Source organism: Halomonas sp., assembly GCF_041689495.1.
Classification (GTDB): Bacteria; Pseudomonadota; Gammaproteobacteria; order Pseudomonadales; family Halomonadaceae; genus Halomonas.
This window is the reverse complement of sequence record NZ_JBDNGD010000471.1, coordinates 1-15,431: the sequence shown is the minus strand read 5'-3', so window position 1 is coordinate 15,431 and position 15,431 is coordinate 1. Positions and strand designations below refer to the sequence as shown.

At 62.8% G+C, this 15,431-nt stretch carries 14 protein-coding genes and 1 pseudogene; 9 read left to right on the top strand and 6 right to left on the bottom strand.

The window, feature by feature from the left end:
• Window positions 1–492 precede the first annotated feature (492 nt).
• From ACESMD_RS14375 to ACESMD_RS14350, 6 genes are all read left to right on the top strand, one after another.
• The gene (locus ACESMD_RS14375) at window positions 493–1,677 is read left to right on the top strand and encodes a Bcr/CflA family multidrug efflux MFS transporter (RefSeq protein ID WP_372614327.1); all 1,185 of its coding nucleotides are present in this window, start codon (window positions 493–495) and stop codon (window positions 1,675–1,677) included.
• A gap of 125 nt (window positions 1,678–1,802) precedes the next feature.
• On the top strand, window positions 1,803–2,831 hold the full coding sequence (locus ACESMD_RS14370; RefSeq protein WP_372614325.1) for a substrate-binding domain-containing protein: 1,029 nt from the start codon (window positions 1,803–1,805) through the stop codon (window positions 2,829–2,831).
• Window positions 2,832–2,939: 108 nt separating this feature from the next.
• Window positions 2,940–4,196, top strand: a complete 1,257-nt coding sequence (gene pstC, locus ACESMD_RS14365) for a phosphate ABC transporter permease subunit PstC (protein ID WP_372614331.1) — start codon at window positions 2,940–2,942, stop codon at window positions 4,194–4,196.
• A gap of 17 nt (window positions 4,197–4,213) precedes the next feature.
• Window positions 4,214–5,380, top strand: a complete 1,167-nt coding sequence (gene pstA / locus ACESMD_RS14360; protein WP_372614323.1) for a phosphate ABC transporter permease PstA — start codon at window positions 4,214–4,216, stop codon at window positions 5,378–5,380.
• A 64-nt stretch (window positions 5,381–5,444) separates the two neighbouring features.
• Window positions 5,445–6,269 (top strand): phosphate ABC transporter ATP-binding protein PstB, encoded by an 825-nt coding sequence (gene pstB, locus ACESMD_RS14355; RefSeq protein WP_372614321.1) that lies wholly within the window; start codon window positions 5,445–5,447, stop codon window positions 6,267–6,269.
• A 229-nt stretch (window positions 6,270–6,498) separates the two neighbouring features.
• Window positions 6,499–6,852, top strand: a complete 354-nt coding sequence (locus ACESMD_RS14350) for a metalloregulator ArsR/SmtB family transcription factor (RefSeq protein WP_372614319.1) — start codon at window positions 6,499–6,501, stop codon at window positions 6,850–6,852.
• An 18-nt stretch (window positions 6,853–6,870) separates the two neighbouring features.
• On the opposite strand, the gene ACESMD_RS14345 is transcribed toward ACESMD_RS14350, so the two are convergent.
• From ACESMD_RS14345 to arsB, 3 genes are all read right to left on the bottom strand, one after another.
• On the bottom strand, window positions 6,871–8,091 hold the full coding sequence (locus ACESMD_RS14345) for a nitrate/nitrite transporter (RefSeq protein WP_372614317.1): 1,221 nt from the start codon (window positions 8,089–8,091) through the stop codon (window positions 6,871–6,873).
• Window positions 8,092–8,199: 108 nt separating this feature from the next.
• Complete coding sequence (locus tag ACESMD_RS14340) at window positions 8,200–9,384, bottom strand: acetyl-CoA C-acyltransferase (RefSeq protein WP_372614315.1); 1,185 nt, start codon at window positions 9,382–9,384, stop codon at window positions 8,200–8,202.
• 180 nt (window positions 9,385–9,564) lie between these two features.
• Window positions 9,565–10,659, bottom strand: a complete 1,095-nt coding sequence (gene arsB / locus ACESMD_RS14335; RefSeq protein ID WP_372614313.1) for an ACR3 family arsenite efflux transporter — start codon at window positions 10,657–10,659, stop codon at window positions 9,565–9,567.
• Window positions 10,660–10,802: 143 nt separating this feature from the next.
• On the opposite strand from arsB, the gene ACESMD_RS14330 reads away from it, so the two are divergent.
• Together ACESMD_RS14330 and fetB are read left to right on the top strand one after the other, a co-directional pair.
• On the top strand, window positions 10,803–11,423 hold the full coding sequence (locus ACESMD_RS14330; RefSeq protein WP_372614311.1) for an ATP-binding cassette domain-containing protein: 621 nt from the start codon (window positions 10,803–10,805) through the stop codon (window positions 11,421–11,423).
• Window positions 11,414–12,217 (top strand): iron export ABC transporter permease subunit FetB, encoded by an 804-nt coding sequence (gene fetB, locus ACESMD_RS14325; protein ID WP_372614309.1) that lies wholly within the window; start codon window positions 11,414–11,416, stop codon window positions 12,215–12,217. Before ACESMD_RS14330 ends, fetB begins: the two co-directional genes overlap by 10 nt.
• A 30-nt stretch (window positions 12,218–12,247) precedes the next feature.
• On the opposite strand, the gene ACESMD_RS14320 is transcribed toward fetB, so the two are convergent.
• Window positions 12,248–12,472: a hypothetical protein gene (locus ACESMD_RS14320; protein ID WP_372614307.1), complete on the bottom strand. Its 225-nt coding sequence runs from the start codon at window positions 12,470–12,472 to the stop codon at window positions 12,248–12,250.
• Between the two features lie 286 nt (window positions 12,473–12,758).
• Between ACESMD_RS14320 and ACESMD_RS14315 the strand changes: the two genes are divergently transcribed.
• On the top strand, window positions 12,759–13,619 hold the full coding sequence (locus ACESMD_RS14315) for a diguanylate cyclase domain-containing protein (RefSeq protein ID WP_372614305.1): 861 nt from the start codon (window positions 12,759–12,761) through the stop codon (window positions 13,617–13,619).
• 203 nt (window positions 13,620–13,822) lie between these two features.
• Here ACESMD_RS14315 and ACESMD_RS14310 read toward each other — a convergent pair whose 3' ends face one another.
• Together ACESMD_RS14310 and ACESMD_RS14305 are read right to left on the bottom strand one after the other, a co-directional pair.
• The gene (locus ACESMD_RS14310) at window positions 13,823–15,070 is read right to left on the bottom strand and encodes an acetyl-CoA carboxylase biotin carboxylase subunit family protein (protein WP_372614329.1); all 1,248 of its coding nucleotides are present in this window, start codon (window positions 15,068–15,070) and stop codon (window positions 13,823–13,825) included.
• Between the two features lie 144 nt (window positions 15,071–15,214).
• Window positions 15,215–15,431 (bottom strand): annotated as a pseudogene (locus tag ACESMD_RS14305) (hypothetical protein); the annotation flags it as partial.

Here is a 15,431-nt window from a genome sequence, read left to right as displayed (position 1 = left end):
CTGATCGTGGACAAGTACGGCCCGGCGGCGACGCCGGCCGGTGAACCAGCGGGACCAGGGCAGCGCTGTTCAGCTGCGAGTGAGGCACAGGCCATTGCTTAAACTCATGCACTTTCTGTCTTGACAGTGGGGTCCACTTCACCTAACCAACTATCTGGGCTGGCGGCGCCTGCTTGAGCGTTACAAGACACAGCTCAACCCGTTGATTTGTCTAGGTGAGTCGCTGGGGTATACGAACGTGCAACAGCTAACTGAGACATCGCCTTATAAAAAGCCAGGCTATAGAACGTGCCGAGAATAAGATTGCCGGCCATCAGGCCGCCCGGTCACGTTGAAGTGGGCCGGGACCAGCAATTACTCGGAGCAAACCGCCCGATCGGCACCCTGATGAATTAGCCGGGGTCAGGTGACAGGCGCCGACAGCTCCTTGTGGATGGAATATTATTAGCCGACTATCAAAATTCACGTGACGTCCCACTGTCAGGAGTTTCCTTGCACTTGAACCCGCGACGCATGGCCCTGCTGGTGGCGGCCAATACGGCCCTGGCCCCTTTCGCCATCGATGCCTATCTGCCCGCGATGGCAGCGCTTGCCGAGCATGTCGGGGCGAGCATCCATCATACCGAATTGTCCCTGAGTGCCTTTCTGGCGGGGTTCGCCCTAGGCCAGTTGCTGTTCGGCCCTGTGTCGGACCGCCTGGGGCGCAAGCCGGTACTGCTCTCCGGTCTAGTTGTCTTCCTGCTGGCCAGCCTGGCGATCACGACCGTCGGGTCATTGTCCGAGCTGCTCGCCTGGCGCTTCGTTCAGGCCCTGGGTGGAGGGGCTTGTGTGGTCAATTCCGCCGCCATCGTACGCGACTGCTTCAGTGGTCGTGAGGCAGCCAAGGTGATGTCGACCATGGCGATGATCATGATGCTGGCACCCTTGGCGGCGCCGACCCTTGGCAGCGCTCTCCTGTATCTCGCCGACTGGTGGCTGATCTTCGTCTTCCTGGCGGTCTATGCGGCCTTCCTGATCTGGCTGATCAGCACGAAGCTTCCCGAGACCCGTGCGCCGGATCGGCCGTCATCATCGTTTCGCCAGGTGCTCGGCAACTATGCCAGCGTACTGCGTCACCGTGAGGGCATGGGCTACATCTGTGCCGTCTCCATGTCCTTTGCCGGACTCTTCGCCTTCGTTACCGCCTCCCCCTTCCTTTACCTTGAACATTATGGCTTGTCACCGGCGCTCTATCCGCTGGTGTTCGGTGCCAATGTCGTCGTCATGGCGGCCTCCAACCGGGTCAATATCCGGCTCCTGCGCCATCGCTCCCCCCAACAGAACCTGAGGCTGGGGCTGAGTATCCAGCTGGGTGCGGCCAGTGGTCTGGTACTGATGGTGGTCACCGGTCTGGAATCCTTGTGGACCGTGGTACCTCTGGTGATGCTGTTCGCAGGGATGATCGGCCTGATTGCGCCCAATGCCATTTCCTCATTGCTGGAGCATTTCCAGCACATGAGTGCCACGGCGGCTGCCCTGCAGGGCAGCATCCAGTTCTCCTCTGCTAGCCTGGCTGGTGTGGTGGTGGGGGCATTCGAGATCGACAGCGCCTGGCCCATGGTGATGACCATGCTCGGCACGTCCCTGGTCGGTAATCTGGGATTTCGCCGCCTGGCTGGTCACGCCGGCCAGGCGTGAGGGGTCAAGAATCCGGTTTGCCACGCCTGGAAACATTCATTCATCCTGTCATGAAGCTGTCACTTTCCTGCGGCAATGTGTGCCTTGCGAAGGCCAGACACCTTTCAACGACAGGAGTATTTCGCATGAACCGCATCCTCAATAGCCGCACTCTCAAGACCACGGCCATTGCCGCCGCCGTGATCGGCGTCGTCGGCGTCGCCCAGGCCCGCGATCAGATCCGTATCGTGGGCTCCAGCACCGTCTACCCGTTCGCCAGCTACGTGACGGAGGAGTTCGGTGCCGTGACCGAATATCCGACCCCGGTCATCGAGTCCACCGGTTCAGGCGGTGGTATTCGACTCTTCTGTAACGGCGTTGGCGAAGGCACACCGGACATCACCAATGCTTCTCGTCGTATCAAGGTTTCCGAGCTCGAGCGCTGTGAAGAAAACGGCGTGAACGACGTGACCGAAGTCAAGATCGGCTCCGACGGCATCGTGTTCGCCCAGTCCAGCACCAACGAGGCGATGGATCTCACCCTCGAGAAACTCTTCCTGGCCGTGGCCGCCCAGGTGCCGGTCGACGGCGAACTGGTCGACAACCCCTATGCCAACTGGAGCGACATCGATTCCGCGCTGCCGGATCGCGAGATCTCTATCTACGGGCCCCCCAGCACCTCAGGTACCCGCGATGCCTTCGAAGAGCTCGCCATGGAAGTCCCTTCCGAGGAAATGGAGGCCTACGGTGGCGAAGGCTACACTGACATTCGTTCCGATGGCGTCTACATCGATGCCGGTGAGAACGACAACCTGATCGTCCAGCGCCTCAGCGAAGACACCGACGCCTTCGGCATCTTCGGCTATTCGTTCCTGGTCGAGAACCCCAATACGCTGATTGCTTCCAGCATCGAAGGGATTGAACCCGAGGCCGAGGCCATCAGCGCCGGTGACTACCCGATTGCTCGCTCGCTGTGGTTCTACGTCAAGAATCAGCATGTCGACGAGGTGCCACCGCTGTACGACTATGTCGACATGTTCCTCTCCGAGACCATGGTCGGTGAGGGGGGTTACCTGATGGATCTCGGCCTGATTCCGCTGCCTGAAGCCGAGCGTGAAGCGACGCGTAACAAGGTCCAGGAGCGCACCAGCCTGCAGCTTTCCGATCTGCAGTAAGTCGTGACATGACGGGCAAGGATGCCTGATTTGGCCGGCAACTTCGGGTTGCCGGCCGAATCACGTTCCGGCAGCCTGGCTGTCGTCGACATTCATCGAGAGAATCCTATGCAGACCAATCAACTCCTCGCACTATTCGGCGGCGCCATGCTGCTGCTGGGTCTGGTAGCCTTCTTCCTGGGTCGTGCCAAGGCAGCACGAGTGCGTGCTACAGGCACCGCGATGTATGCCCAGCCCGACCAGTATGCCTGGTTCACCGTGCTCGCCACGGCAGGGCCGGCCTTGGTGGTCAGCGCGGCCGGGGCCTTCCTGATGCTGCTGCTGGGCGCCGAGATTCCTGCGCTTTATCTGCTCACGGCAAGCCTTGTGGTTGCGGCGGCCGGGTTGATGGTCGGCATGAGCCAGGTGCGCCCCAACTTCCATGCCCGCCAGGCCATCGAGCGTGTGATTCGCTGGATCCTGGTCGGCGCGGCGATGATCTCGATCTTCACCACCTTCGGGATCCTCTTCTCCATCGTCTTCGAGGCCTTGCGCTTCTTCCAGATGCACAGCTTCTGGGAGTTCATCACCGGTACGGTGTGGAATCCGGGCGCCAGCTTCTTGGCCGCGGCCGGTCGCGGTGACGAGGCGAGCAGTGCCGCTCAGTTCGGCTCGGTGCCGCTGTTCGCCGGCACCTTCATGATCACCGGTATTGCCATGCTGGTGGCAATCCCCATCGGCCTGCTGTCGGCCATCTACATGGCGGAGTTCGCACCGTCGAGCGTTCGCACCCTGGCCAAGCCGACCCTGGAAGTGCTGGCCGGCATCCCTACCGTGGTCTATGGCTTCTTCGCCGCCATCACGGTGGCGCCGATCATCGTCGACGTGGCCGGCTTCTTCGGCCTGGATGCCTCCTTCAACAATGCCGTGGCGCCCGGACTGGTGATGGGCATCATGATCATCCCCTTCATCTCCTCGCTCTCCGACGATGTGATCAACTCGGTTCCCGACAGCATGCGTCAGGGGTCGCTCGCCCTGGGCATGACCAAGGGCGAGACGATTCGAGACGTGGTCATTCCGACGGCCTTGCCCGGGATTATCTCGGCCTCGCTGCTGGCGGTATCCCGTGCGTTGGGCGAAACCATGATCGTGGTGATGGCGGCCGGCATGCGCCCCAACCTGACCGCCAACCCGCTGGAGGACATGACCACGGTGACGGTGCGTATCGTCGCCGCCCTGACAGGTGATCTGGAATTCGAGAGTGCCGAGACGCTCTCGGCCTTCGCGCTGGGGCTGGTGCTCTTCACCGTCACGCTGAGTCTCAACCTGGTGTCGGTCATCATGATTCGTCGCTTTCGCGAGAAATATCGCGTCAATAACCTGTAACGCCGAGGAACCCGCAGATGAGTCACTCCTTCGACGACATCAGCGCCCAGCTCAAGGGCCGTCACCGCAAATCGGCACGGCTCAAGTGGATTTCCATGGGGTCGCTGGGGCTGGCCGGTCTCTTCCTGGTGCTGTTCTTCGCCGACATGCTGAGCAAGGGGTTACCGGCCTTCCAGCAGGCGCAGATCCAGGTGGAGATCGATTACAACGAGGATGCCCAACGCATGGGGCGTGCCGCTCTGGAGCCCGTGGTGTCGCGCCTGGTGAGCCGTACCTTCGAGCGTTTGATTCCGGTCCGGATGCGCGACAATCCCGAGCTGCTGGGTACCATCGAGAATCGCTGGGTGCTGGCCGACAGCGAGGTGGATCAGTACCTTAAAGGCCATCGTCACGATCTCAGTGAATCCCTGCAGGCCACCGTCGATGCGCTGGTGGAGCAGGGCAGGGCGGAGCTCAAGTTCAATACCACCTTCTTCACCAACGGCGACTCCAAGATGGCCGAGGCCGCCGGCATCCTGGCGGCCGCCCTGGGCACGGTAATGACCATGTTGGTAACGCTGGTGATCGCCTTTCCGATCGGCGTGATGACGGCCCTCTACCTCGAGGAGTTCGCACCCGACAATCGTCTGACGCAGCTCATCGAGATCAACATCAACAACCTGGCGGCGATTCCCTCGATCCTCTTCGGCTTGCTGGGCCTGGCGATCTTCATCAACTTCTTCGGCGTGCCACGCTCATCGCCGCTGGTGGGTGGCATGACGCTGGCTCTCATGACCCTGCCGGTGATCATCATCGCCACACGCACGGCTTTGCGCAGCGTGCCGGACTCGATCCGCCATGCCGCCTTCGGCGTGGGTTGCTCGCGCTGGCAGGTGGTGCGCGACCATGTGCTGCCACTTGCCATGCCGGGCATCATGACCGGCTCGATCATCGGCCTGGCCCAGGCCATGGGCGAGACCGCACCGCTGATCATTGTCGGCATGGTGGCCTTCATCCCGGATATAGGCGTTTCCTTCACCAATGCGGCCACGGTACTGCCGGCGCAGGTCTTCACATGGGCGGGTGAGCCGGATCGCGCCTTCGTCGAGAAGACCGCCGGCGGCATCCTGGTGCTGTTGGCCATCCTGATCTTCCTCAATGCCTCGGCGGTGATACTGCGCAAGAAATTCGAGCGTCGCTGGTAGGTACCGCACCGATACAGGATATCCTTTGATGAACATGCACGTTGCCGAGCGGAGTACTGCGCCGATGTCACGTCACGATAGCTACCGTCCCGAACCCGGTCAGCCGGTGACCCGCAACAGAGAAGCGAATCATGAGCTGAGCATTCGCGTCCGCGACCTCAGCCTCTGGTACGGCGAGACCCAGGCGCTGAGCAAACTCAATATCGATATCTACCAGAAGAACGTGACGGCCTTGATCGGGCCTTCCGGCTGCGGAAAGTCGACCTTCCTGCGCTGCCTCAACCGCATGAACGATCTGATCCCCAGCGTGCGCCTCAAGGGACTGGTGGAGATGGACGGTCGCGATGTCAATGCCGCCAAGATGGACGAAGTGGCGTTGCGTCGTCGGGTGGGTATGGTCTTCCAGAAGCCCAATCCGTTTCCCAAGTCGATCTTCGAGAATGTGGCCTATGCCCCGCGCATGCATGACCTGGTCAGCCGCAAGGCCGAACAGGATGAGCTGGTGGAGCATGCCCTGCGTGAAGCCGGCCTCTGGAACGAGGTCAAGGACAAGCTGCAACAGCCGGGCACGTGGCTTTCCGGCGGTCAGCAGCAACGCCTCTGTATCGCCCGGGCCATTGCCGTGCAGCCCGATGTCATCCTGATGGACGAGCCGACCTCGGCGCTGGATCCGATCTCCACTGCGACCATCGAGGACCTGATGGACAAGCTCAAGCAGCAGTTCACCATCATCACGGTGACCCACAACATGCAGCAGGCGGCGCGAGTGGCGGACTACACGGCCTTCTTCCACCTCGGCGAGATCATCGAGTACAACGACACCAAGACCATGTTCGCCAACCCGGCGACCAAGAAGGCCGAGGACTACATCACCGGCCGCTACGGGTGATCCGGCAACACCAGGCCTGACTGGCCTTCACACTGCCCTCGGCGCTGCTGCTGGTGGGTTTGCCGCTGCTGGCACTCGCCACCTCTTCGCCGATCCTGGATCTGCTGGATGCCTTCTACCGGTCGGGGGCCCTGGCGTTGCCGCGAGAGCACGCATGATGACGGTCGCTGTCGATGCCTGGCGCCTTACCTTACAATGGACTCGCTAATCACCTGCCATGGAGACTGCCTTGACGTCGCTGGAACCGGTTCGCGTGTTCAAGTGCCTGGGAGACGAGACTCGCCTGATGTTGACGCTGCTCATTCTGCGCGAGGGGGAGTTATGTGTCTGCGAGCTGACCCATGCCCTGGACCAGTCACAGCCGAAGGTGTCACGTCATCTCGCCCAGCTTCGCCAGTGCGGTTTGCTAAGTGATCGCCGAGAGGGACAGTGGGTCTATTATGGCCTCGATTCAGAGCTGCCCGACTGGGTGACTACGACACTGAAAGCTGCAGAGCAGGGCGAGTGGATCCGACTGGCGGCGCTCGGCGGACGACTCGCCGCCATGGGCAGTCGCCCCCGGCGTCGCGAGGTTCTCTGCTGAGAAGGCACCTTCCCAGGGTCATTCGCTCGCCGACGCGGAGTCCACAGGGCGGGAGGGCGACGAGGCCGTTTCGGTGAGGCGCCTCAGCGCCCAGAGCCCGAGAATCGGCCCAGGCAGCAGCCACCACAGTACCCAGGCGCCTTGCCACTGCCAGAGGGAAGTGGTCAGCGAGATGGCGGGAATCGTCAGGGCGAAGCCGACAGCGTTCATTACCGCCAGGGTCGAGCCGATGCGATCACGCGGCGCCGTCTCGGCGGCCAGGGCAGAGAACTGCGGCGAATCGGCGATCACCGTCAGCCCCCAGAAGGCCTGGAGTACCAGCAGCAGGGCGGGAGGCGCCCAGGTCAGCAACGGGTAGGCCAGGCAGGTCAGCCCCGAGGCGATCAGCGCTCGGCGGGCGACCCAGAGACTGCCCAGCCGTCGACTCAGGATTCCACCGCCCACGCAGCCGGCCAGCCCCAGGGCAATGACGCCGAATGACAGCCAGGAGACCAGCCCTGGCGCGGCCGTGAGACGTTGGATCTCCCGGGTCACCAGGAAGGGCGTCAGGGTCCAGAAGGCATAGAGCTCCCAGCAGTGGCCGAAGTAGCCGCCGGCCACGGCACGGAAGCGTGGCACGCGCAGGGCGGAGAGGCCTTCCTTCAGGCGGGCACGACCGCTGCTGGCGGGGAGGTGAGGCCCATCTCCCAGGGCGAGGATCATCCCGCCGCCCACCAGCGCCAGGCCCGAGGCGCCGAGCAGTGACCACTGCCAGGGCAGGCCCAGGGTGGAGCCCCTCAGCAGATGGGGCAGGGCGGTACCCAGGGTCAGCATTCCGACCAGCCAGGCCAGCGCCGCCCCGGTATGCTTCGGCGTCCAGCCGATCACCAGCTTCATGCCCAGCGGGTAGATGCCGGCCAGGCAGAGCCCGGTCAGGAACCGCAGCAGCAGGTCGAGGGGCGGATGCGGTGCCGCCAGCACGAAGCCCGCATTGGTCAGGGCCCCTGCCAGGCAGGCGGCGGCGAAGATGCGGCTGGCACGGAAGCGGTCGGCAAGTCCCGTCGAAGCGATGAACAGGGTGCCGACGATGAAGCCGGCCTGGACGATCAGGGTCAGCCGGCCGAGGTCGGCCTCGGTGAGGCCCAGATCACGGGACAGCGCCAGGCCCACGCCGTTGACGGAAAACCACAACGAGGTGCCGAAGAGTTGGGCGACGACGATGAGGAGAAGAGGATGGCGTTTACAGCAGGAATAGATCACTCGCCGATTGTCGGTGTTGAGGGGTCAACAGGCAAGTGGTAATGGCGCGTGCCTGCTCCCGCTGGCCTGCCTGGCGGCGGATGTTCAGCGCCGCCTGGCAGGCAGGGCTCAGAGGGTTTCCAGCGCCAGGGCGATACCCTGGCCGCCACCGATGCACAGGGTCACGATGCCGCGGCGTTCGCCGTTGCGTTGCATGGCGTGCAGCAGGCGGGTGGTCAGCACCGCGCCGGTGGCGCCGATGGGGTGGCCGTGGGCGATGGCGCCGCCCTCGACGTTGACGATGTCTTCAGGCAGACCCAACTCGCGCAGGCAGGCCAGGGCGATGGCGGCGAAGGCCTCGTTGATCTCGACCCGGTCGATGTCGCCCACCGACCAGCCGGCCCGCTCGAGGGCCTGCTTCACCGCCGGCACCGGGCCGATGCCGAAGTAATCCGGCTCCACGGCACCGACACCGAAGGCCACCAGACGTGCCATGGGGGTGAGGCCCTGTCTTTCGGCCCAGTCACGCTCGGCGACGATCATCGCCGATGCGGCACTGTTGAGCCCCGGGGCATTGCCGGCGGTGATGGTGCCGTCCTTGCGGAAGGCCGGCTTGAGCCTGGCCAGGGACTCAGCGGTGGTGTTGCCGCGGTTGTGTTCGTCCCGAGCGAAGCTGATAGTGCCCTTGCGGGTGGTGAGCTCGACGGGGGCGATCTCGGCGTCGAAATGGCCCGTCTCCTGGGCCTTCGAGAAGTTCAGCTGGGAGCGCAGAGCCCAGGCGTCCTGGTCGTCCCGGGAGATGTGGTAGCGGCTGACCAGTTCCTCGGTATGCCAGCCGGCGTGCTTGTTGCTGAACGGGTCGTGGAGGCCGTCGAGCAACATGCTGTCGAACATGGTCACGTCACCCATGCGCGCCCCCCAGCGGCCCTGTGGCAATAGATAGGGCGCGCGGTCCATGTTCTCCATGCCGCCGGCGATGGCGCAGTCGGCCATGCCGCTCCATATCTCCATGGCGGCATTGGCCACGGCCTGAGCGCCGGAGCCGCAGACGCGGTTGACCGTCAGCGCAGGCACTTCCACGGGCAGCCCCCCGGCGATGCCGGCCTGGCGACCCGAGTTCATGCGGCAGCCGGCCTGGATCACATGCCCCATGATCAGCGACTCTACCTTGTCGGCGGCCAGGCCGGATCGGGACAGGGTCTCCTGGATGACCCGCGCGCCCAGGTCCGTGGCGGGGGTGTCCTTGAGGCTACCGGCATAGGTGCCGATGGCGGTGCGGACCGGATGACAGATGACGACTTCGCGTGAAGACATGGATGCACTCCTGATGTTGAGCGTGGCAGCGACCGGTTCGGTTGCTGCGAGACTATCGGTTCAAGCTAGCTTTAGCATAGTTCCTATATGGCGATCCTGACCGGTTTCGATCCCCGATGCCGTCGATTTTCGAAAGACCGGTCCGGTATCAGCAGCCATTCCCGCCGGCGGTTACCTCGATCAGCATGGATCAGCCCCGTACCTCGGCCGCCCCGGAAAGTGCTCGCGGGTGTTGTTGGCGATACGCACCAGGGCCAGCATCAGCGGTACCTCCACCAGCACCCCCACCACCGTAGCAAGCGCCGCGCCGGATTGCAGGCCGAACAGAGCGATGGCAGTCGCCACGGCCAACTCGAAGAAATTGCTGGCACCGATCATCGCCCCGGGGGCGGCGACGTTGTGAGGCACTTTCCACGCCCTGGCCCAGCCGTAGGCGATGAAGAAGATCAGGAAGGTCTGAATGATCAGCGGGATGGCGATCAGCACGATATGCAGCGGGGCCTGGAGGATGAGCTCGCCCTGGAAGGCGAACAGCAGCACCAGAGTGATGATCAAGCCGATGGGGGTGATCGGGCCAATACGCTTCATGAACACCGTTTCGTACCACTCGCTGCCGCGTCGGGCGATAAGGGTGCGACGGGTCAGGTAGCCGGCGCCCAGCGGAATCACGATGTAGAGCAGCACCGACAGGGCGACGGTGTCCCAGGGCACCTGGATGTTGGAGACGCCGAGCAGGAAGACCACGATGGGCGCGAAGGCGAACAGCATGATCAGGTCGTTGAGCGCTACCTGAACCAGGGTATAGGCGGCGTCGCCACGGGTCAGGGTGCTCCACACGAAGACCATGGCCGTGCAGGGGGCGGCGCCCAGGAGGATGGCGCCGGCCAGGTACTCGCTGGCGCGGTCCGCGGGAATCAGCGGCGCGAAGACCACCGTCAGGAAGAACCAGGCGATGGCGAACATGGTGAACGGCTTGATGAGCCAGTTGACCGTGGTGGTGATGACCAATCCCTTGGGCTGGCGGCGCACGCCGAGGATCGAGGTGAAGTCGATCTGCGCCATCATGGGAAAGATCATTGCCCAGATCAGTATCGCCACCGGGATCGATACCTGGGCATACTCGAAACGCGACAGGGCCTCGGGAACGGCTGGAGCGAACTGGCCGAGCAGGATGCCGGCCACAATGGCCAGCGCCACCCAGAGCGAAAGGTAACGCTCGAAAAGGCCCATGCCCGTGGCGGGATGAGGAGCGTCGGATTCGGCGTGATGAGTCATGGCGCTGGCCTCCGGCAATGGCTGTGCTTGGAATGCCGCAGCCCGTAACATATATGAAATTCCGTATATTTTAAAGCGTATCACGGCGTCAGCCGTCGGGCTGCTATGATCCTCGCCATGTCACACAGCCCCGGGAGCCTGTCTTGCCTGCCAATCACACTTTGCGCCTGGAACGACTCGCCATCGGAGAGCTTGCACCGGTCGATCTGGAGGTCGGCCCGGGCGAGATCCTCTGTCTCTCCGGCACCAGCGGCGCCGGCAAGAGTCGGCTGCTGCGCGCCCTTGCCGACCTGGAGCCCCACGATGGCAAGTTGACCCTGGGCGAGGTGCCCCAGTCGTCGCTGCCGGCCCATGAGTGGCGCGCCCGGGTGATGCTGGTGCCGGCGGAGAGTCACTGGTGGGCGGATACCGTCGGCGAGCACTTCTCCGCTATCGACGCCTCCGACATCGAGGCGCTGGGCTTCACCACCGATGTCCTCGATTGGCAGGTGAGCCGGCTCTCGTCGGGAGAGAAGCAGCGCCTGGCCCTGCTGCGGGCGGTGAGCCGCGAGCCCGCAGCGTTGCTGCTGGACGAGCCCACCGCCAACCTGGACGACGCCACCACCCGCCGAGTGGAAGCCTGGCTGATGACGCGGGTCCGCGAGCGGGGCTGGCCGGTGATCTGGGTCGCCCATGACCCGGCGCAGATCGAGCGTGTGGCCAAGCGGCATCTGCGAATACAGGGCACGCGGCTGCAGGAAGAGGAGCAGGGCGCATGGGCGTGATCGAACTGGCCTGGTGGCAGCTGGCCCTGACGGCGTTGATGGTCGTGGGGCTGGCTGGCTGCACGGTCGCCGCCCGGCTGGGCATGGGCAAGAGTCTGCTCATCGCCGCGACGCGCACCGTGATACAGCTGGCGCTGATCGGCCTGGTGCTCGAGGCGCTGTTCGCCGCCGAGCGTCTGCTATGGGTGGCGCTGATGGCCCTGGCCATGCTGCTGATCGCCGGGCGCGAGGTGATGGCCCGCCAGAAGCGTCGGCTGCTGGGCGGCTGGGCCTTCGGCATCGGCACGGTGGCGATGTTCCTGTCGTCATTCACCGTTACCGTGCTGACCCTGACCGTGATCATCGGGCCGGACCCCTGGTATCGGCCCCAGTACGCCATCCCGCTGCTGGGCATGATGCTCGGCAATACCATGACCGGCGTGGCCCTGGCGCTGGATCGCCTCACCGATACCGCCTGGCGTCAGCGGGCGGTGATCGAGAACCGCCTGATGCTCGGCCAGCGCTGGCAGGAGGCCATCGGTGACATCCGCCGCGAGGCGATGCGCAGTGGCCTGATGCCGATGATCAATGCCATGGCCGCCGCCGGAGTGGTCAGCCTGCCCGGCATGATGACCGGCCAGATACTCGCCGGCAGCCCGCCCGCCCTGGCGGTGAAGTACCAGATACTCGTGATGTTCACCATCACCCTGGGCACCGGCTTTGGCACCCTGGTAGCGGTGGCCACGGGTAGCCGGCGACTCTTCGACGGCCGCCAGCGGCTGCGGCTGGATCGCCTCTCGGCACCCAAGGGATGACGTGAATGACCAGGAGCTTGTCGGATCGGGTCAGGATTCGACGCCATGCAGACGACGATGGAGGCCATGCACCTTCTCGGCGAGTTTCAACACCGGCCCCTGGACATCGATCCCCGGCACCAGCTGCTGGATCGGCAGTGGACGCACCGGCGGCGGGGCGACGCCCATCGCTTCCAGCCAGCTCACCAGCTGTGCCGATGAACTGGCATAGACGATGCGTCCCAGCCCCACCCAGCCGTGGGCCGCGGCGCACATGGGGCAGTGCTCCCCGGAGGTGTAGACGGTGGCCCGCGCCCGTTCCTCGGGCGGCAGGTTCTCCGCCGCCCAGCGCCACGCAGCGTGTCAGGTGCTGCTTGTCAGTCGCGTCGATCATCGTCGCTCCTTTCGTCATCGAATATTAGGAATTTCTCCCAGCATATGATGATTTGTAAGGGCTTTCATGATCTTTCTAGTGCGTTTCCCAGGAGTTTCCAGGATTCCTTACCGCCGCCCTTCGTGATCGGGCTATAATCGATGTATATCAACCGGATTCCCTTGACCCATGCCCGTTGACCTGCAAGCGCTCTCCCCCAAGCTGATCCATCTGATGATGGATACGGTCTTCGTGGTCGATGCGGACAGCCAGATCGTCTTTGTGAGTGATGCCTGTGAGGCACTGCTCGGCTATCGTGCCGACGAGCTGACCGGCACCTCGATCACCGGCTATATACATCCTGACGACTTGGCGGTCTCACGGGCCGCCATTCTCCGGGTCAAGAACGGTCAGCCCCACGTCAATTTCCGTAACCGTTATATCCGCAAGGATGGCAGTATCGTCCATATCCTGTGGTCTGCCTGCTGGTCCGAGGAGGAGCGTGTGCGGATCGGTGTCGCGCGGGACGCGACGGCCCTCAGGCAGGCCGAGGAGGAATTACGCTTCCTCGCCCATCATGATCCGTTGACTGGACTGACCAACCGATCGCTGTTCTATGATCGACTGGACTCGGCCTTGCGTGCGGCCCACCGCCACCAGAGCAGTCTGGCTTTGCTGTTTCTGGATATGAATGACTTCAAGATTATCAATGATATCCATGGACATGCAGTGGGTGATCGTGTGCTCTGTACGGTGGCACGACGGCTGGAAACCTGCGTACGTGAGACGGACACGGTGGCCCGGATGGGCGGTGATGAATTCACTGTTCTGTTGACGAACATCCAGTCGGCGGATGCCGTTTCCGGGAAGGTGGAGCAGATTCTCGCGATCATGGCCGAGCCGCTTGGCGCCGAATACGGCGGGATCATTCCGTCCTGCAGTATCGGCGTGGCCTGTTATCCCGCGGACGGGGAGGATGTCGATACCCTGCTGAGCCATGCGGATGGCGATATGTACCGGATAAAAAGGCGCCGTTCGGCAGCTGGGTGACGAGCCTGCAGGGTACCAACATTGGCTATCACTCGGCCGGCATTTATGTTTTCCGCCCTGTCACCCCTTGATCACTTCGTCCGTCCATTTCTATTGATCATGCAAATTTCTGAGAGGCAAGCTTCAGCATGAAAAGAGGCAGGGCTTGCGCCCTGCCTCTTTTCACCATTCAGCCTCTCAATTAGCAGGTCTTGAATGATTCACTAAACATAGAAGTCCACGTCTTCCTGGGCCTTGAGCAGATCCCGCATCGTGATCGGATCGTCACCGAAGAAGAACAAGAGGCCCCAGTGCGTGCCGAAGGCTGAGCGGTCGGGAACTGTCTCTTCGGCCGGCGCGACCAGTTCGTGAGACTCGAAATACGGGTGCTCGACGGTTTCCTTGGGCATCTCCAGCTTGCTGACCACACGACGGCGAGGATAGACACCGAAGCAGCCTGCATAGCCCTTGGCATCGACCACTTCGCGGGGGAAGAAGGCATCGACCTCTTCCTTGGTGCTCTTGGGATCGAAGACCAGCATGGATGCCTGATAGGCGCTGAAACCGTAGGCGCGCTCGATGAGCTCGAAGGCCTTGAAACCGGGCGGACGATAGGCGACCTCGCCGAAATACATCTCGCCGTCTGCCGTCACGAAATACTCGGGGTGGATCAGGCCGAACTGGATGTCGAACGTCTTGATCAACTTCTCGATCTGCTTGGTGATCGCATTGCGCCAGCTTTCGAGTTCCTTCGTGGCGGGAACGAATACCGAATAGCCCAGGGTCACGTATTCCGAGATGTTGAGGAACTTGATCTTGCTGTTGTGGATCCAGGCCTCGACGGCAAATTCCCAGCCGTCCAGGTGACTCTCCATCAACAACGGATACTCTTCATCCGGGATATGCTCGATCTCTTCCATCGTGCGGATCATGCGGTGGCCGAGGCACCCAGCCTTGTCGAAGGCCTTGACATGAATCGGGTCATCGGGGTCGCCGTCGAGCTTGAGCAGGGTCTGGTTGACGCGCTTCATGAAGCGGGCGACGTCCTCCTTCTCGTGGGCCTCCTCGAAGATCCCCACGCGAATGCCACCAAGCTGAGCGCGGCGTTTCATCAATGCCTTGTCGCGAAACAGGATGGACTGACCGTACATGCGCGGACTGTCCATCAGTACGGAGTTGATGGCGCCTGACCATTCGACGGTTTCCTCGAACAGCGGGATGGCGACATCGCAGCCTTCCGCTTTGAGACGTTCCGCAATCTCCATGGACCGGTCGTTCAGGCGTATGAAATCCCAGGGAATATACGGGATCTTGTTTGCCTTGCAGAAATCTTCAGCCCACTCGGGCGCCACGACCACGTAACGGCGGTTGAACTTCTGCGCGGCCTTGATGGCATTGACGCTCCAGCCCAGCAGCGCGATGTAGCCCTTGTTGGGGTCCTTGGGCGTTTCAGTTCCGCGGACCGAATCCATTGTCGGGTCGGTCCAGCTGGAAACGTCTGTGGAGGTCGGGGTTTTTGATACAGTCGACATACGATGCTCTCCTTCTGCGTTGAGCGGAAAATTGATGCTCGATTTCAGTGGTCTTGTCGAGCTTAAGCGCCAAGCATCTTCGGACTATCGCCCCGACGCCCAGCTATCCTGGGCCAGACGCATGGCCCGGTCTACTTCATCGGTCGGGACCTCGGCCGGTTCGCCCTTTTCGAGCGGGTCGTAGTGAAAGACGTATAGCCGCGATGCGAACTGGGCAACCGGTAGCGAGGCCTCACCGTAGAGCTCGCCATTGCCTTGGGTCGATGTGACGATTTCCTGCCCCCAGTCTTGCCCACTGTCG